This window comes from Paenibacillus caui (genome assembly GCF_019904135.1).
Lineage (GTDB): Bacteria > Bacillota > Bacilli > Paenibacillales > Paenibacillaceae > Fontibacillus > Fontibacillus caui.
The window spans coordinates 55,986-74,682 of the sequence record NZ_JAIOGQ010000001.1; the positions used below are offsets into that span (position 1 = coordinate 55,986).

15 protein-coding genes are annotated in these 18,697 nt (G+C 50.1%); 3 read left to right on the plus strand and 12 right to left on the minus strand.

Annotated elements, in window-relative coordinates:
• Positions 1 to 44: 44 nt before the first annotated feature.
• The 3 genes from K7397_RS00230 to ftsE are packed head-to-tail and all read right to left on the minus strand — an operon-like array spanning position 45 to position 2,944.
• Positions 45 to 1,301, minus strand: a complete 1,257-nt coding sequence (locus K7397_RS00230) for a murein hydrolase activator EnvC family protein (RefSeq protein WP_223066115.1) — start codon at positions 1,299 to 1,301, stop codon at positions 45 to 47.
• A 52-nt stretch (positions 1,302 to 1,353) separates the two neighbouring features.
• Positions 1,354 to 2,268 carry a permease-like cell division protein FtsX gene (gene ftsX / locus K7397_RS00235; protein WP_223065924.1) on the minus strand — a complete coding sequence of 305 codons (915 nt, stop codon included), beginning with the start codon at positions 2,266 to 2,268 and terminating at the stop codon, positions 1,354 to 1,356.
• Positions 2,258 to 2,944 carry a cell division ATP-binding protein FtsE gene (gene ftsE / locus K7397_RS00240; protein ID WP_223065925.1) on the minus strand — a complete coding sequence of 229 codons (687 nt, stop codon included), beginning with the start codon at positions 2,942 to 2,944 and terminating at the stop codon, positions 2,258 to 2,260. The genes ftsX and ftsE overlap by 11 nt, the downstream gene beginning before the upstream one ends.
• Positions 2,945 to 3,178: 234 nt before the next feature.
• Here ftsE and K7397_RS00245 point away from each other — a divergent pair, with 234 nt between their 5' ends.
• Positions 3,179 to 4,627, plus strand: coding sequence for a VanW family protein (locus K7397_RS00245; RefSeq protein ID WP_223065926.1), 1,449 nt, complete (start codon positions 3,179 to 3,181; stop codon positions 4,625 to 4,627).
• Positions 4,628 to 4,719: 92 nt separating this feature from the next.
• Here K7397_RS00245 and K7397_RS00250 read toward each other — a convergent pair whose 3' ends face one another.
• From K7397_RS00250 to K7397_RS00265, 4 genes are all read right to left on the minus strand, one after another.
• Positions 4,720 to 6,312 carry an MDR family MFS transporter gene (locus tag K7397_RS00250; protein ID WP_337926653.1) on the minus strand — a complete coding sequence of 531 codons (1,593 nt, stop codon included), beginning with the start codon at positions 6,310 to 6,312 and terminating at the stop codon, positions 4,720 to 4,722.
• Positions 6,313 to 6,414: 102 nt separating this feature from the next.
• Positions 6,415 to 7,050: a hypothetical protein gene (locus K7397_RS00255; RefSeq protein WP_223065928.1), complete on the minus strand. Its 636-nt coding sequence runs from the start codon at positions 7,048 to 7,050 to the stop codon at positions 6,415 to 6,417.
• A 33-nt stretch (positions 7,051 to 7,083) separates the two neighbouring features.
• Positions 7,084 to 7,812: a polymer-forming cytoskeletal protein gene (locus K7397_RS00260; protein WP_223065929.1), complete on the minus strand. Its 729-nt coding sequence runs from the start codon at positions 7,810 to 7,812 to the stop codon at positions 7,084 to 7,086.
• A 26-nt stretch (positions 7,813 to 7,838) separates the two neighbouring features.
• Complete coding sequence (locus K7397_RS00265; RefSeq protein ID WP_223065930.1) at positions 7,839 to 8,462, minus strand: YhbD family protein; 624 nt, start codon at positions 8,460 to 8,462, stop codon at positions 7,839 to 7,841.
• A gap of 220 nt (positions 8,463 to 8,682) precedes the next feature.
• Here K7397_RS00265 and K7397_RS00270 point away from each other — a divergent pair, with 220 nt between their 5' ends.
• Positions 8,683 to 8,973 carry an ArsR/SmtB family transcription factor gene (locus K7397_RS00270; protein WP_223065931.1) on the plus strand — a complete coding sequence of 97 codons (291 nt, stop codon included), beginning with the start codon at positions 8,683 to 8,685 and terminating at the stop codon, positions 8,971 to 8,973.
• Positions 8,974 to 9,037: 64 nt separating this feature from the next.
• Positions 9,038 to 10,447, plus strand: coding sequence for an MFS transporter (locus K7397_RS00275; RefSeq protein WP_223065932.1), 1,410 nt, complete (start codon positions 9,038 to 9,040; stop codon positions 10,445 to 10,447).
• 223 nt (positions 10,448 to 10,670) lie between these two features.
• Here the strand turns inward: K7397_RS00275 and K7397_RS00280 are convergent, their stop codons facing one another.
• The 5 genes from K7397_RS00280 to K7397_RS00300 form a co-directional block, all read right to left on the minus strand.
• Entirely contained in the window at positions 10,671 to 11,993 is a 1,323-nt protein-coding gene (locus K7397_RS00280) for a S41 family peptidase (RefSeq protein WP_223065933.1), read from the minus strand.
• 21 nt (positions 11,994 to 12,014) lie between these two features.
• Positions 12,015 to 12,227 (minus strand): hypothetical protein, encoded by a 213-nt coding sequence (locus tag K7397_RS00285; protein WP_223065934.1) that lies wholly within the window; start codon positions 12,225 to 12,227, stop codon positions 12,015 to 12,017.
• A gap of 2,228 nt (positions 12,228 to 14,455) precedes the next feature.
• On the minus strand, positions 14,456 to 15,727 hold the full coding sequence (locus K7397_RS00290; RefSeq protein WP_223065935.1) for a S41 family peptidase: 1,272 nt from the start codon (positions 15,725 to 15,727) through the stop codon (positions 14,456 to 14,458).
• Positions 15,728 to 15,934: 207 nt separating this feature from the next.
• Positions 15,935 to 17,353 carry an argininosuccinate lyase gene (gene argH / locus K7397_RS00295; RefSeq protein WP_223065936.1) on the minus strand — a complete coding sequence of 473 codons (1,419 nt, stop codon included), beginning with the start codon at positions 17,351 to 17,353 and terminating at the stop codon, positions 15,935 to 15,937.
• Positions 17,354 to 17,403: 50 nt separating this feature from the next.
• On the minus strand, positions 17,404 to 18,639 hold the full coding sequence (locus K7397_RS00300) for an argininosuccinate synthase (protein ID WP_223065937.1): 1,236 nt from the start codon (positions 18,637 to 18,639) through the stop codon (positions 17,404 to 17,406).
• Between the last annotated feature and the right edge of the window lie 58 nt (positions 18,640 to 18,697).

The window sequence follows — 18,697 nt, forward strand, 5'->3', positions numbered from 1 at the left end:
TATTATATGTCCAGCTTGTACGAAATATTTATGATTCCCAAATATTAATAGGCCAAATAAGGCATAGGATCAACGGGATCACCGTTGATACGTACTTCGAAATGAAGATGGGGACCCGTGGACTGTCCGGTGTTGCCCGATTCTGCAATAACCTGGCCGCGCTTGACCGTGTCCCCTTTTTCTACCTTCAATCCGCCATTGCGGAGATGTCCGTACAACGTCCAGGTATTATTGCCATGGTCAATGATGATGCAGTTGCCGTATCCGCTCCACCATTCCGCCACAATGACCACTCCGCCTTCGGCCGCATGAACATCGGTCCCTTGCGAAACCGCAAAATCGACGCCGGCATGCAGCTTCCTCGAACCGGTAATCGGGTGGACCCGGTAGCCGAACGGGGAAGAGATCCGGGCATGTCCGACCGGAAGGCCCAGCGAGCCGTCGCCGGTGGAATAAGACGAACCGGAAGAAGCCGCTGCTGCCGCTGCCGCTTTCCTCGCAGCCTGCTGTCTCTTATATGTATAAATGAGTTCAGCCTTCAGCTTGTTCTTCTCTTTGGAAAGGGCAGCCCGCTTGGAGGCGATCTGAACGAGCAGCTTGTTCTGCGCCTCGTCGATATCGTCGCTCTCTTCCACTTGATCGCTGTACTTCGCGATCAGTTGCTGTTTCTCTTCTTCTTTATCGGCAAGAATCTGACGGCGGGATTCCGCTTCCGCAAAAAGCTTTTTGGTTTTGGCATAGTCGTCTTCCAGCTCTTTCTGCTGCTCAAGAACCAGCTCTTTATCCTTCTTGTGCTCCTCAAGCAGCCTTTGATCCTGGTTGGCAATGGCCTGCAAGGAATCGACGCGGTCCAGGAAATCGGTAAAGCTGGTGGAAGAAAGCAGAACATCGAGATAGGATACGGCTCCATCCGTATACATCAGACGAACGCGGTTATCCAGAAGCTTGCTGCGCTCCTCAATCCGCTGCTCAGTCTCATCCAGCTGCTTCGCCGTTTCCCGCAGATGATCTTCCGTTTCAGCAATATCCGCCGATATTTGGGTCAGCTCATCGCTTACGACTTTGATTTGCGCGAGCAATTCACTCAGGTAGTTCGTATTCTTCTCGACATAATGCTGGGCGGTCTGGCTGTCTTTCTGGGCCTGCTTCTGCCTGACCTCGGCCTCTTTGGCCTGCTGCTGAAGCTTCTTCAATTCCTGATCGATCTGATCAATCGTTTTTTTCTTGGCATAACTTGCGGTCGGCTGCAGCGTCCCCAAGGCCAAAACGATAACGGCGACGACAGAAATCCATTTTTTCAACATCCATTTCCCCGTTCTGTATCAATTTGACGATTTAATATTTTAAGCAGGCTTACACCTTCAAAAACTTGCGAATGGAGACGGTGCTGCCCCACATCCCGATAAGCACGCCGAGCAGAATCAGCAGCCCTCCCATCGGAATGCCGAAATTCTGCAGCGGCACCAGACGGAAATTAAGCGTCACATCATAACCGATCGATTGCTCAAGCCCCCGGTAACCCGCGAATAACAGGCCTACCGTAATGACCGATCCGATCAGGCCGATCAGCGATCCCTCAATGAAGAAGGGCCAGCGTATGAAATAATTGGTCGCTCCGACCAGCTTCATGATGCCGATTTCCCTGCGGCGGGCCAAAATGGTAACCCGGATCGTATTGGAAATGAGAAACATCGCCATCAGGCCGAGACCGCCGACGAAGACGAATCCGACGTTGCGAATCATGCGGGTGACCTGAAACAGCTTCTCAACCGTTCCCTTGCCGTATCTGACTTTATAAACCGGCTTGCTTTCGTACTGCTTGTTCAAATCTTCGATCTTCCCGGCCACAAAGCCGACGGTAGTGGACTCGATAACCTCCACCTTCAGCGTGTCGGGAATCGGATTCGTCTCTGCCGTATACCCTTCAAGCAGATCGTCGCCGTCCTTGCCAAGCTTCTGGCGGAGATCCTTGAGGCCCTGAGCCTTGTCGACAAAAGTCACCTTGCTGACCTCCGGCATCTCGCGGATTGCCGTTTCAAGCTGCTGGCGCATCGCATCATCGACGCCCGTGTTTAGAAACACGCTGATCTGCACCTGGCTGTCCGCCTCATCAGCAAATGAATTCACATTCAGAACAAGCAAAACAAACACACCAAGTATAAATAAAGAAACAATAATGGACGTAATCGATGCGACCGACATCCAGCCGTTGCGGAATACATTTTTCGTCCCTTCCCGCAAATGCCGCAAGAAGGTTCTAAAAGTCATAGCCGTATTCTCCCCTCGGTTGATCTCGGACAATGGTGCCCTGTTCAATGGCGATGACGCGCTTGCGCATCGTGTTCACAATATCTTTGTTATGGGTCGCCATCACGATCGTCGTTCCGCGGAAGTTGATCTCGTCAAGCAGCTGCATAATTTCCCACGAGGTTTCCGGGTCCAGGTTGCCTGTAGGCTCGTCCGCAATGATGACCGTCGGATTGTTCACGATCGCCCGGGCTATAGCCACACGCTGCTGTTCTCCACCTGATAGCTGGGCCGGAAGGCGGCCGGCTTTATTCTTGAGCCCTACCAGATCCAGCACCTCCGTTACCCGCTTGCGGATAATCTTCTTGGGCGCCTCGATCACTTCAAGCGCAAAGGCCACATTCTCGTAAGCCGTGAGCTTTGGCAGAAGGCGGAAATCCTGAAAAATAACGCCGATATTACGGCGGACATAAGGAATTTTGCGGGGCTTCAGCTTGCCAATGTTAAATCCGCTTACGGAGATTTGGCCTTTGGTGGGTACTTCTTCTCTATAAATCAGCTTCATAAACGTCGATTTCCCTGCGCCGGAGGGACCGACAATATATACAAATTCGTTCCTGTCAATCTTCACGGATATCCCCTGCAATGCATGGGCCCCGTTCGGGTAAGTCTTCCAGACATCTTGCATTTCGATCACAGCATCACTTCCTAAAACTTGTTGAGTAAAAATAGAAAAACGCAAAATGACATCAACTTTGTAACTACTTCGACACGTTCCAGCCAATTCCTTTAAAAGCTGAGTGAATTCATCAGCCTGTTTTTCATTGTAACAAATTTGTTACCTGTTGAGTACCTGAAATTTTTCCTGACCTGGCGGCATACATATGGTGGTACAAACCTGTTGGTACAAGTAGAAAGGGGCAGCCCCACGATGAAAAAGAAGAGGTTCACCGTCTTTTTGCTGGCCACGGCTCTATTTCTGACTATCTGTGTAATCTTCGGAATCCGGCTTTATGCCGGCCAAAATACCGTTCCGCGCGGTGTGACGGTCGGGGGCCTGTCCGTCGGCAGCCTTCGCATCTCCGAAGCTGCGGAATTGCTGAGCCGGGAAAAAGCCGCCCTGCTGCGGCAGCAGGTGATTCTGCGCGGCAAAAAGTTCTCTGTAGAAACGACCTGGTCACGCGCAGGCGTCCAGGCCCACTATAACGATTTTCTTCTTTCCCTGGAGAAGCTTAAGGAAGGCAGTCTTTGGACACGGGCCAAATACCGTTACCAGTTCCCGAAGAAGTGGGAGCTTGAAACCGGATGGAATGCCGGTCCCCTTCAAAAGGCGCTGAACAGCGACTGGGAAAACAAACAATTCGGCGCTATGAAAAATGCGGAGAGAGTCATCGGACCGGATGACCGGATCCGGTATATTCCTGAAGTGACGGCCCCCCGAATCAACTGGGATGCCCTGTCCGCTTCTTTTCGCGCTCAAATGCCCCGCTCATTCGGCAGCGGTCCGGCTAACCGGGCGGTCACGATCGAGATGCCCCTCTTGACGGCCTCCCCTTCCGTCACGGTACAAAGCCTGAAGGCCCAGGGCATCGACCGGCGTATTTCCATTCTGACTACGGGCTTGTCAGGCTCTTCCGGCCGAATTCATAATGTGGAAGCGGCCGCCCGGGTCATCGACGGCATGCTGCTCGCTCCGGGCGAGGTGTTTGACTACGGCAAAGTCGTTAAGGAGGCGGAAAGCCGTTACGGCTTCAGGGAAGCTCCCGTTATTGTGCAGGGGACAATGGTGCCCGGCGTAGGCGGAGGCATTTGTCAGGTTTCGGGGACGCTGTACGGCGCGGTCATTCGGGCGGGGCTCGAAATCGTGGAAAGACGGAATCATTCCCGGCCTGTCAGCTATTTGCCGAAAGGGCAGGACGCCACCTTCTCGACCGGCTACATCAATTTCCGCTTCAAGAACAATACCCAGTTCTATCTGCTGATCAGCGCCAGGGCGGAAGGCGGCAGGATGATGGTCAAGCTGTTCGGCAGCATGCCGGAAAACGTTCATTATGAAATCAGGTCGCGTACGGTAGAAATCATTCAGCCGCGAGCGCGTTACGTCACCAATCCGGCTCTTCCTGCCGGCACTCACCATATGCTGCGAAGCGGCACTCGCGGCTACATTGTCGAAACCTACCGGACCAAATGGATCAGCGGCAAAGCCTCGAAGGAAGAGCTATTGTCCCGGGACACCTACCCCGCGCAGCCGTCGCTCATTGCAGTCCATTCGGCCTCTGCCAGTCCGGGGAGCGAAACGGTTCCTCCTGAACCGAAAATCATCGAGGACGGCATTGGCGAGGGCGGGAAATTGACGTTTCCGCATGCGCCTTCCTTTTAACAGCAGAGAACTAACGCAAACAAGCCCCTCACACCTTCCGGTGCAAGGGGCTAAGTGACTTGCTTGAAGATCAGGGAACAGTCTTCCCTGCATTAATGAGCAGCCGAATACTCGCCCTGCTCCTGTTTCTCCTGCTGCTCTATCGGAGCCATTTTGTCGCGGCCCATGAAGAAGGCCGTTGCCAGCGCCAGCACCGCCGGTATGACCGACCAGGCAAAGGTTTGGACGATGGAGGATGACAGCGCATGGGTAATGCTCTCCAGAATTTGCGGCGGAATGGCCTTTCGCAGTTCAGGCGAGAGCAGCGCATGCGGGTCGTGCAGGTTGAGCCCAGGCGGCAATCCTCCGCTTCCGGCGCCATTGCCCGTTCCGGCCGCATTTCCGTTCGCTCCGGCTCCAGACATGGACATGGCGTCAGTCAGCTTGCGGGTAAAGATGTGGCTCTGAATGATGCCGAACACCGTGATGCCAAGCGTCATCCCCAGCGACCGCAGGAAGTTGAGCGTCGAGCTGGCTGCGCCGCGTTCTCTCGGCGTAACGGAATGAATCGCGGCATTGCTGAGCACCGAGAAGGAAGCCCCGATGCCAAGCCCGATCAGAATCATAAAGAGGCGCACCGTCCACAGCGTGGAACCCTCGCCAAGCGTGGTCAGGAGCACCAGTCCCGCAACCAGCAGCATAAGGGTAGGAATCATGAGCGTGCGGTACTTGAGCTTGGTCATCAGAAAGCCGCCCATCGTCGCAGTGACGACCGAACCAAGCATCATCGGCAGCAGCACCAGCCCCGAATTCGTCGCTTTGCCCCCGAGCACTCCCTGAATGAAGATCGGGATATAGATGGAGGCCGTCACGAAGGCCGCCCCGCTAAAGATAGCAATCATATTGCTGGACCAATAAATGCGGCTTTTGAACATTTTGAAGGAAATAATCGGTTGCTCCGCTTTGGTCTCAGCATACAGAAATACCAGTGTAAGAACGACAAAACCGGCGAACAGGCCGAGTATCTGCCAGGAATCCCAGGCGAAGGTTTTGCCGCCGAGCTCCAGAGCAAACATCAGACAAACAACGCCCCCGATCAGGGTAGCCGCGCCAATCCAGTCAATTTGCAGCCGCTGATGCTGAGGCGATTCTTTATAGAATAATGCGATGAACACGAAAGCGGCCAAGCCAAGCGGCAGGTTGATATAAAACACCCATTCCCAGGCGGCATATTCGGTTAAGTATGCGCCAAGCAGAGGCCCAAAGATACTCGACATGCCAAACACCGCTCCGAACAGTCCGCCGAGCTTGCCTCTCGACTCTGGAGGGACGGCGTCAAACATGATCGTAAAGGCGATAGGGACAAGCGCGCCGCCGCCGATCCCCTGGATCGCTCTGTACAGGCTGAGCTCCACGATCGACGTCGCGGTTCCGCACAGCGCAGACCCGATCATAAAGACGATTATCCCGAATATGAAAAATCTCTTTCTGCCGTACATATCCGACAGCTTGCCGAAGATCGGCATGCCGGCCATTTCGGCAACCATATAAGCAGAAGTTACCCATACAAATTTGTCCAGACCGCCCAGCTTGCCGACGATGTCGCCCATTGCCGTAGCCACGATGGTATTGTCCATGGAAGCCATCAGAATGCCGAGCAATAGCCCCGCCAGCACCAGGCCGGTATTATTTTTGCTTGAAGACACAAGGTCACTCTCCATTTCTGTATCTGATCTCAACCTACTCATTATAAGGGGAACATGCCTTCGGGTAATCGGTCCCGGGACCGATTACGCTCCCAAGGCGCCCTACATTTTCAGCTGCGTTCCGACTTCCGAGCGTTTATCGATTTGAAGGGAATGGCGGTATTCGATCGAGCCGATCCGGCAGCCCGGCCCAATCTCGATATGTCCGCCGCGGACGCTCTTTGCCTCGGTATTTTCCAGATAGATACGATCCCCTTCGATTTGGTCAGCCACCAAAGCGCCGCCATTATTGAAGAAGCCGGCCAACGGGATCCCGCTTGTGCTTTTGACCGAAATGGAGGAGCCGCCCATTTCCCTTACGCGACTTGATCCATGAAGCTTGATCTCGATATCCTCCGCGCTGAGCATGCCTCCCGTTTCCAGAGTTCCACGCAGTTTGAACTCCTCCGCCTCGCAGCCTCCAGGGATCCGGAGCTCGCCCGTTACCTTGACGGTCTCCCCTTTGACACCAGGGACGGCCTCTTCCGGGCTGCCGCTGCTGCTCCGCAGTTGGAGCGTTCCCGTCACTTTGATCTCATTCGACAGAAGGCTTCCTTCAATTTCGGAAGTGCCCGTACATTTGAACGTCTCGCATTTCAGGTCCCCGGTGAAGACAGCCTCGCCCATCACTTTTACTCTTCCGAACTTCCCGCCGGATGAGCTTCCCTCGCCCATAATGTTAATGTTGGATTTATTCATAGAATTCCCTTCCTTCCCTCGTTTAAGACGGATTTAAATTTGCCGGCGGCTCGCTACCTTAGCCTCCGGGTCCTGATCCAGCGTCTCCCTGTACTCCACCAGACGGATTTTGCAGCCGCGGCCAATAAACACGCGGGCACCGCGCACCGTATCCGCCTCCGTATCCTCGAGAAATACGTCGTCTCCTTCAATGATCCCGGCCTTCAGCCGGGGAGAGCCGCCAAAGCCAATATTTTTCCAGAAGCCTCCCCGTTCGGTTCTCCGGACATCGATGCGTTCTCCGCCGATTTCTTGTACTGACGATAAAGTATACAGCTGGATATCGACTGCTTCGGCATTGAGCAGCCCTTCAATGTTCAAATTGCCGTTAGCCCGGAAATTCTCGCATTCCACATTGCCCCGCACGGTGACAGAGCCGTCAATTTGAATGCGCTCCCCTTCAAGCCGCCCTTCTATCTTGCATCTTCCGTTCACCTCAACCTCATTCCCGGTTACGTCTCCGCGAAGCGTAGCCATTCCGTCGACGCGGATCCGGGAACTGCGGACAGGGCCTTCGATCGTCCCCATGCCGTTTATCGTCATCCGTTCCGCAGCCGTCAGGGTCCCTTGCATCTTCAGAGTTCCGTTCACCTCCAGGGAAAGACAATCCAGGCTGTCGGTCACCTTCGCCATTCCATCTATAGTAACGTAATCGTAGCTTCCCCCGGATGTGGTGCTCATTCCCGATATCGTTAAATCATTGCGCTGCCTACGCTCTTGCATGATCATTCCTCCCGAAAAATATTTGATTACCCGATCTTTAATTTCAATTCTTCCGTGAACTGCCCCATCGGCAGCTTCAGCACCACTTTGACCCCGCTGTCGAAATACAGCTCCGAGCCGCCCCCAGCCAGCAAAAAGGCCGGAACGCCCATCTTCCGGATCAGCACCAGCTCGCAAGGCTTACCCGAAAAATGATGATAATGCTCGGTCAAAACCCCGATCAGCATTTTCCCTTCCTCGCGCGTAATGTCGCCGCTCTTCAGCAGCTTCTCAAGCACAAACAGCAGCAGCGTCTGATCGAGATTATAGTAAGGCTGCTCCTTGCCGGCTTCCTTGAACAGCTCCAGCGAACTCTCCGAAACAATGTTTCGATCTATTAACTGATGCCGGTCAAGCTGAACCTCGCCAAGCGTGGGTGAAAACACATCCGCGAGCTCATCCAGAGACAATCCGTCCTTCATATTCAGAATCTTGTCAATCCGGGGCAAAATTTGATTTCTCGGAAAATAGGTTTCCTGACCGGTGAACGAAGACTTCCGGATAAACCATTCCTCCGGGATGAGATTTTTCCGCTTCCAGCGATATAACTGTCCATAAGAGATTCCGGTCAGGTCCAGCAGTTCTTTTTTCGAGATTAGATCTTCACTCATGACATGACCTCCTTAAGATGAATTCAGTGTAACATAACATTGTTACGTCGTAAAGGCGAAACAAACCGGTGACCGCTGAGAACCTGATTCTTCACCCAAGAAATGAAAATCATTGCCCACCCCATTTACACTGTGGAAAAAATATGCTATTTTAAAACATGTAATTTCGAAAGTTATCGAAATATAGAATTATTCTGTAAGAAAAGGGACTGGTTTACGCATGGCACTGACCGACGCCGAAATGAAACAAGCCGTTAAAATCCACAAAGCGCTGGGCGAACCGACCCGGTTTAAAATCATGCAAGTTTTAGCCAAACAGCAAACCACTGGTATGTGTTGTTCAAAGCTTCGCGCGTACATTGAGGATGTGGCGGTCTCCACGCTGTCCCATCATTTGAAACAGCTTGCCGAGTGCGGACTGATTGATTTTCGGAAGGATGGCACCTACATTTATTACAGAGTCAATTCGGAGACGGCCCAAAAGTTTATCCCCTATATTCTGGAGGATTGAACTGTCTCTTTTTTTATTTTATATTTCGATATTTCTAAAAATATAGCAAAAGGAGTCCTTCCCCATGCTGAGTAAGCGCAAAAGTATGTTTTTAATGTTCACCCTTTGTTATCTTGTTCTGCTCGGTGTCACCAATGCGGTGTTGTTTAACGTAGCTCTGCCTCGGATTACAGAAGAATTGCATGCACATGCGGAACGGGTCAGTTGGATCGTCATCGGATATACAATGATGATCGCGATTGGCGCGAACACGTATGGCAATCTGGCGGACCGGTTCAGCCTCAAAAGGCTGCTGCTCGTCGGCATCGGACTTTTCCTCGCCGGATCGGTTCTCGGGAGCGTCGCCCACCAGTTCGGCCTGATCCTGACGGCGCGTCTGCTTCAGTCCGGCGGCGGCTCGTCGTTTATCGCCCTGTCCATGATTGCGGCAAGCCGCCTCATTCACCCTGACAAAAGGCCGCTCGCCCTTACCCTGATCAGCTCCGCGATTGCCCTCGGCTCCGGAACGGGCCTGCTCGTCGGCGGCTTTATGACGCAAATGTTCGGCTGGCACTCGCTGTTCCTCCTGATGTTTATTGTGGTCCTGGCCTTTATCTCCCTCCTGATCATCATGCCGAAGGATGCGAAGGAACATGGCACCCCGGCCCGGAAGAACATCCATCCGTTTGATACTTTTGGGGCATTGCTGACATCCGCTTTTATCATCACATTGCTGCTTGGCATCAATATGCGCCTTTATCTGCTTGTTCTGTCCGCAGCTCTGCTTGTCGCGATCTTGTACTGGATGCCGCGCGCCGCGCAGCCTTTCATCCGCATGGATCTGCTAAAGAACACTTCCTATTTGCGCATGCTTGTCATCGGATTTATCAACAACATGACGGTTGTCGCCGCGGTCTTCCTGCTGCCCCAGCGTCTATCCCAAAACATGAACAATTCCATGTCCATGATCGGGGTTGTTTTGTTCACAGGCGCCATGTTCTCGTTCCTTACGACTTTTGCGGGCGGGAAGGTGGCAGCCAAAGTCAGCAGCACCTCTTTAACCGTGATAGCCAGTCTTTTGTCCCTGGCCGGGTACCTGGTCTTGGGACTTGTCTCCAGCACAGGATTGACCGCTACCCTGCTGCCTCTGATTGCCGTTTATATCGGCTACGCCGCACTGCAGGTCAGTTTGAATATCATGGTGCCTGATACGATCCAGGCGAAGGAGCATATGGGCGCCGGACTCGGGCTTTACAATCAGGTCAATTTCGTAGGCATGGCCTTTGGACCCGCTCTTGCCGGGCGGATTCTGGAAATATCAGCCCATGATTACTCTTTCATCCTGATCCTGCTCGGAGCGCTGTTTATCGTGCCAATTCTGATCGCCTGCGCAAAAAAAGACGGTGTCCACAAAGCTGATGCCTGCAGCCGTCCAGAAGCTGGACCGGAAAAATTGCGTGAAAACAGAAGGATGATTCGTTTCCCGGGTCGTTGAGGTATATTTTGTAATATGCTATGATAAAATTAGTTAAGGAGCCGTGCAGCAACACGGACTCCCAAGTACACTTACCGCTTTAAAGAGCGGTCGGCTGTGGAAAAGATGTTACGATCGAAATAGACCGCGTCCTTTGCCGAGGGCGGTCTATTTCTTTGTGTTTCGATTAATCCCCCTTCGCGGGAGACTTGGCGACCGTTCTGTTTTTAGCCGGTTTCATGTACTACTCTTTCACCGATTCCAGTCGTTTAACTGTCGCTATAGCCGGATCCAGATCACTAGGTCCTATTGGAAATACATCAGACACAACGTCCGGCTGGATCTTAACCTCTTCATCTGCCGCACCATGAGAATTCAATCCAAATGTCAATTCCAATCGGAACATATAGCCGCTGTTAGGCAATGAGGGAAGCGCTCCCTCCCAGCCTATTCCGTCCCCTCCCGTTTGTTCGCCAACCAATGTTGCCCAACCCGTTTCTTTGGCAAAATTCGCCCATGCCTCCGCCGAAGAGGCAACCTGATGATCGACCAAGAGATAGATTTTTCCCTTAAAACCTACAGAATCTATCGGAGCAATTGTCTGGACATTCTTGCTAAAGTTATTAAAGTCAGTGAACGCCTCCGGCGGAAGCTGATCCAAATGCTCTTGGTTCAACCGGTCTATGGGGTGAAGATTATAATAATCGCCGAGTTTGGCTTTAATGTAAGGTTCTGAGAAAGGGGTTACCCGATATAATAAATATTCCGTCCAGGTCACCGGTTTGTTCACCAGCATGGGAACAAGGTAATTGTACCAATAGGTGCTGTCGCCGCCTCTATTGCCGCGAATATCAATAATAAGCGCGTTGTAATTTTTGATTTGCTGGAGGAATGGCTTAATAACCTTCATATCGCTATTGATTCCAACTAAAGCGGGGACACGCATATATGCCAGCTTATTCTTCTCGATAATTTCAGTCGTCACAAGAGGATCGGACTCTACAGTTACCGGGGTGTAATAAAAACTAACCTTTTTTTGGGCATAACGATCCACAACCGTCTTTTTGTTCAGTTCAGCAAGCCAAGGTTCATGGTATTTCTTCTGCTCATCTCTCGTGAAAATTTCCTTGTATAACTTGTAATCATCAAGGTGAAGCATCGTCGTATGTCCATTATGCAAATCCCGAAGGATAAAAGTCAGATAACTAAAAAAATCCGAATCATCCTTGGAACTTTTAATTTTCGCTATGTATTTCTCTTTATTGGCCAGCCAATCCACCCCGGTCAGTCTTTGATTCACTTTCAAAAACGGGTAATTGTCCTTGATCAAATTGTACATGTATTCGAAATCTTCTAGTTTTTGTTCGGTGGTGAGCGGGGCTAGTACAGGTTGTTGATTAGGCTCCTGGGATGTTTGCTGAATGCTTGTAACCATCGCGCTCTCGTTCGTGGTTGCCGCAGGCTCCGCTTCTTTTCTACTGATGAAATTGACGTAAAACAACGTTGAGACTAGACAGAACATGAAGACAATAACAATAGTGGTTAGCAGACGTTTGTTTAACTTCATTCTCCTTCCTCCCATATAAAGTTATTTTCCAAGCCGTTCTGCATCAGCTTTCAATACTGCTTGTACGGCAGGGTCATCTGTCAGCGGCAAAACAGGTGGTCCAGGAGCGAATACATCCGGGATTATCTTCACTTCATCATCGACTGATCCATCATATTTCAAACCGAACGTAAGCTGTAGTTTAAAAAGATAACCGCTATTAGGCAAGGCTGCATAGGAACCTCTCCCATCCAATCCCGTCTCCTCTGATTTTATCTCCTACCACGGTTGCCCATTAGACACCGTCAACTATTTGTTCAGCAGAGACGTAATACATGGATAGGCAACTTTATTATATTGAATGATCTATTTCTTTCATCACTTTGGAGTATGTTGCAGCAGAGAAAATGTTTTGCATCCCGGATGTGCCTGCTGTTCTCCTGAAATATCGATCCAGTTATCTATTCATACTATTCTCCTTCAACTTTTTCACCTTAATCCGTTTATAAAAGAACTCGAATGCACAAAACATTCGAGCATGAATCGCAGTGATCTTACAATTTTTAGAAGAGCATTATTTCGTTGTGTACGTATATGGAGAAGCCTTTGTTACACAAACTTGTCCCCAACAGTAACTTGGACAAGTTTGTGTTGCACACTTCCAAGTACATTGTGGCCATTGTGGCGGATAATCAAGTCCAAAGCAATCACACGTACTCTTAGTTTCAGCCCCCATTGGATTAACAAGAAAATCCATCTTGAATTCCTCCTTAGATTCTATTTATTATGAAAACTTCCCTTACACTTAAATTCGACAAAAAAGGCGCTAAACCCTTGCTGTTACTGGATTTTTCTTTCGTTCAGCAAGCCCTACATAATGGTGAAAAATACGCCACATCGGCGTATCATGTTCCCTAAGCTCGCGAATCGTAAGCTTTGCAGGGTTTTCCACACATTGGACAAGCGAATGTAGCTCCCCTCTCGAAATCAAGAAATAAATGCCACGCCTGATCCTTGTCGTCAAATTCAATGTAGGTCAGTTTCCATGGTTCTTCCAACTGCAAAACCACTTTAAAAATGTCCGCAATCATGTTACCCTTACTGCTTAATGAAGTTCACATAGTCATTCCGCTCCTATTAACGTATTACTGAGCAGTATGACTATTTATCTATTGTTCAGACTGTTAGCCATAAATTATAGCGAGGAAGCAGAATTTCTCTTTCATTACGCCTTCTCCTTTTAACAACTAGGGTAATCATCTGAAAGAAAGATTACTAAGTTATTGTCCAAGCCTTTCTGCCTCGGCATTTAATACAGCTTGTACGGCAAGGCGGCCATACGCGTTGCGCGGGAGTGATTATATCCGTGACCGTCTTCACTTCTTCGTCTTCACTTCTTCGTCTACGCTTCCATCATATTTCAAGCCGAAGGTAAGCTGCATTCGAAATAAGTATCCACTATTGGGGAGAGAGACTAATACTCCATCCCGACGTGGCCCATTTCGTATGTTTGGCGAAATAAGCCCACATCTCAGCGGAAGAAAACACATCGTGATCTACCAACATATAATTTCTTCCCTTGAAGCCTCCTTATCAACCGTCAACGATGATTCAGTAGAGAGGGAATACGTTCTCTTGAATAATCTATTTCTTTCATCACTTTGGAATACGTTACAGCAGAGAAAATGTTTACGCCCCGGATATAATCGGATTTCCTCCTGGAATATCGATCCAGTTATCTATTCATGCTATTCTCCCAAACTTTTCACCTCGATCTATTAAAAACTGGAATTCATATAACATTCGAGCATGAATCGCAGCGATCTTACAATTTTTAGAAGAACATTATTTTGTTGTGTACGTATATGGAGTAGCCTTTGTTACACAAACTTGTCCCCAACAGTAACTTGGACAAGATTGTGTTGCACACTTCCAAGTACATGATGGTCCAGCTCCATAGCAAATACACCCAATGTCCTTAGTTACAACCCCCATTGAGTTAACAAGAAAATCCATCTTGAATTCCTCCCTAAATTTTATTTATTATGAAAACTTCCCTATGCTCTATTAGCAATAGTAAAGTCAGCATAATTCAAGTATTTTTTTCTCCATATTATATTAAGCAGAGATTCCTCTGTTAAAATCGCTTCAGTCTCTCAGTGTCATGGATACATTAATAGTCCAATACAATCACGATTTTTCTGTCTAATACTAGGAAAAATATCGAAAGCATTCGAATGTCTTGTCATATTTATTTCTGCTTCACTGTACGTATTGACGAGACCGGTTCGTAGTTGAAGCAAACAACTTGGATTCCTACACGGTAACCATACGTGAGAGTTTTCCGCAGTTGTCCTTCAAAAACATAGTTATAATGAAGGACGAGATAGCGCGAACATGACTCTATCCTCAAAAAATTTCTCTTTCGTTACTCCTTCCCCTTTTAACAACTAGGGTAATCATCCGGGAGAAAGATTACTAAGTTATTTCCCAAGCCGTTCTGCCTCAGCTTTCAATACTGCTTGTACGGCAGGGTCATCTGTCAGCGGCGATACACGTGGTCCAGGGGCAAAAATATCCGGGGTGGTCTTCACTTCATCATCGGCCGATCCATCGTATTTCAAACCGAACGTAAGCTGCAGTCTAAATATATAACCGCTATTAGGCAAAGCTGCATAGGAACCTCCCCAGCTTAATCCATCTCCTCCGGTTTTATCTCCAACCACAGTCGCCCATTTGGTCTGCTGTGCGAAATATGCCCACATTTCCGATGAGGAATAAACCCCCTGATCAACCAGCAAATAAATTTTCCCCTGGAAGCCAATGGAATGATTCGGTTTAATTACGTTTACTCTTTTCTCATAGGTTTTAAAGTCTGTGAAGGCTTCAGGTGGAAGCTTGGGCAAATGCTCTGAGCGAAGCTCACGGATCGGCTTTAGCCGGTCTATGTGATCTCCAAGGTTTGCTTCTATGAATGGTTTAGAGAATGCCCCCCCACGATACAATAAATACAAACTCCAGTCTACTGGCTGATTAATCAGCATTGGAACCATATAATTCTCCCAATAGGCAGAGACTCCACCACCGTTCCCGCGAATATCGATGATGAGTGTCTCATAGTTGTGGACCTGCTCCAAGAAAGGGGTGATAACCTCCTTATCTACCTTCAATTGGGTGTTCATCAAGGAGGGAATATACAGGTATGCAACTTTATTCTCTTGAATAATCTCTGTCATCACTTTGGAAGAGGTTGCAGCAGAGAAAATATTTTGCGACGAGGATGTACTGGATTTGCTTCTGGAATATCTTGAAACTACAACCGGTTTATTCAGTTCTTTAAGCCAAGGTCGGACAGAGGGGTCGTCTGCATGTTCATTAGCTTCCTTAGTCCACCAATATTCATCCGCTCCCAGCACATGAGTATGATCATTATGCAAGTCTGTTAGAATTTGGTTCAGCATGTTGAAGAAATCATCATCATTTTGAGTTGCTTTTACTAATCTTATATATATATCTTTATTCGCCAGCCAATCCACCCTGGTCAGTCTTTGATTCACTTTCAGGAACGGGTAATTGTCCTTGATCAGGTTATACATGTATTCAAAATCTTCGAGTTTTTGTTCGGTGGTGAGTTGATCTGATATTTGATTTACAGGCGCATAAGAAGCTTGATCAGGCTGGATCGATCCGCCCCGGTCGCATCCACTTAAAACACTTATCAAAGCTATAATGACAATAAGATGAATCTTCTTCACTACTGACACTCCTCAAATTCACTAAACTATGTTTAGGCTCTATTATCACCCAACCATCAACTATAAGATATAAAATAAGTTACAAACTGTAAAATCAGCATAATAATTGATTTCGAGTATAAAAAAAGCGCCAACCGCCACAACTTCCGTTGTGCGGTCAGCGCCTGAACTGCAAGGCTTTATGTGCCTGCGAGATTCTCTTTTCTCTTAGGTAATAATTTTGGATTCAATTTCCTGAACCCAGCTTTTCGTTTCTTCCAGTTTCTCCTCCGCGCGTCCAATCGAGCCTTCTACCTGAGCTTTTGCCGTGCCGCCGTAGACATTTCGCGCGTTCACCACGGTTTCCGGCTGCAGTACCTGGTAAATGCCGTCGTTAAACAGCGGCGAGAATTGATTGAACTCGTCCAGCGTCAGGTCAAGCAGGTATTTGCCCTCCTGAATGCAGTACAATACCGTCTTGCCGATGACTTCATGCGCCTGGCGGAAAGGCAGGCCTTGTCCGACCAGGAAGTCCGCGATGTCCGTCGCGTTCGAGAAGTCCTGATTGACCGCTTCGCGCATACGGCCAGTATTTACCTTCATCGTAGCGATCATCGGCGCGAACAGCTGCAAAGCCCCTTGAAGGGTAGCTACCGTGTCAAACATGCCTTCCTTATCTTCCTGCATGTCCTTGTTGTAGGCGAGCGGCAGCGATTTCAGCACAGTCAGCAGCCCAAACAGGTTGCCGTATACACGGCCCGTCTTGCCGCGCACCAGCTCGGGAACATCCGGATTTTTCTTCTGCGGCATGATGCTGCTGCCTGTGCAGAAGGCGTCATCCAGCTCCACAAAACGGAATTCCGTGCTGCTCCACAGCACAAGCTCCTCGCTGAGCCGCGACAAATGCATCATAATCATCGAAGCGTTCGACAAAAACTCCAGAATGAAATCCCGGTCGCTCACAGCGTCCAGGCTGTTCTCATAAACCGAATCGAAATGGAGCTGTTCAGCCACAAAATGACGGTCGATCGGGAACGTCGTTCCGGCGAGCGCACCCGCGCCGAGCGGGAGCACGTTGATCCGCTTGTAGCTGTCCTGCAGCCGTTCAATGTCTCGCCCGAACATCGCGACATAAGCCATCAAATGGTGTGCGAACAGGATCGGCTGCGCCCGCTGCAGATGCGTATATCCCGGCACAATCGTGTCAGTGTTGGCTTTGGCCTGACCGATCAGCGCTTCCTGCAGATTGCCCAGCAGCTGCACAAACTCGACAACCCGTTTGCGCAGATACAAATGCATGTCCGTCGCAACCTGATCGTTCCGGCTGCGTCCGGTATGCAGCTTGCCGCCTACAGGCCCGATCTCCTCGATCAGGTTTTTTTCGATATTCATGTGGATGTCTTCATCCGATACGGAATATTCAAGTTTCCCGTTGCGGATTCTGCCAAGGATGGCAAGAAGCCCTTCCTTGATCGTATCCACATCCTGCTCCGGCAGTATGCCGCATTTGCCCAGCATCGTGACGTGCGCCAGACTGCCCTGCACGTCTTCTTCCGCGAGCGCCTTGTCAAACCCGATCGAAGCGGTGTATTCCTCAACCAGCTTGTTGGTCTGCTTCGTAAAGCGTCCTCCCCAAAGCTTGCTCAAAATAAATTCACTCCTTCATTCATAGCCCCTCGAGCCCTTGATAGTCTGTCTTAGTTGTTGCTTTGTTTGACGCCGGCGGAAACTTTCAGGCGAAGCGCATTGAGGTGGATAAAGCCCGTTGCATCCCCTTGATCGTACGCTTGCGTCGGATCGGCTTCCATGGTAGCGATATTCGGATTATAAAGGCTGACAGGGCTCTTCACGCCCGCAGCGATCACATTCCCTTTATAAAGCTTCAGACGTACCGTCCCCGTTACATTCTGCTGGCTTTCCGTCACCAAAGCCTGCAGCGCCAGACGCTCCGGAGCGAACCAGAAGCCGTTGTAAACAAGGGTGCTGTAGCGGGTAATAAGGCTGTCGCGCAGGTTCATCACTTCGCGGTCCATCGTGATGGACTCCATTTTGCGGTGGGCGGCGAACAGGATCGTGCCTCCCGGAGTTTCATATACGCCGCGGCTCTTCATACCGACAAAGCGGTTTTCCACCATATCCACGCGTCCAATGCCGTGCTTGCCGCCCAGCTCATTCAGCTTCTCCATCACGCGGAGCGGGTCCAGCTTCTCGCCGTTGATGGCGACCGCGTTCCCCTTTTCAAAATCAATCTCGATATATTCAGCCTGATCCGGCGCATCCTCCGGGTCTACGCTCAGCAGATACATCCCCTTGTTCTCCGGCGCGCTTGCGTCAAACCACGGATCCTCCAGCACACCGCTCTCGTAACTGATATGCAGCAGGTTGCGGTCCATCGAATACGGCTTCGCTGCCGATGCCGTGACCGGGATGCCGTGGGATTCCGCGTAGGCGATCATTTCCGCCCGTCCCGGGAACGTCTCACGGAACTCAGGCAGACGCCAAGGGGCGATGACCTTGATTTCCGGCGCGATCGCTGCCGCATTCAGCTCGAAACGCACTTGGTCATTCCCCTTGCCAGTCGCGCCGTGGGCGATCGCTGTAGCGCCTTCGGCTCTGGCGATGTCCACCATCCGCTTCGCGATCAGCGGGCGGGCGATGCTCGTGCCCAGCAGATACTGGCCTTCATACAAAGCACCGGACTGGAACATTGGGAAAATAAAGTCCTTTGCGAATTCCTCGCGCAGATCGTCAATGTAGACTTTGGACGCGCCTGTTGCAAGCGCCTTGGCTTCCAGACCGTCGAGCTCTTCCTTCTGGCCGATATCGGCCGTAAAAGCGATGATTTCCGCGTCGTACGTTTCTTTAAGCCATTTCAGGATAATCGACGTATCCAGGCCTCCCGAATACGCGAGTACGATTTTTTCTTTTGCCATGATAAGTACTTATCCCCTTTCCATAAATGTACCGCAGCTTTCGCTGCGGTATTCCGGC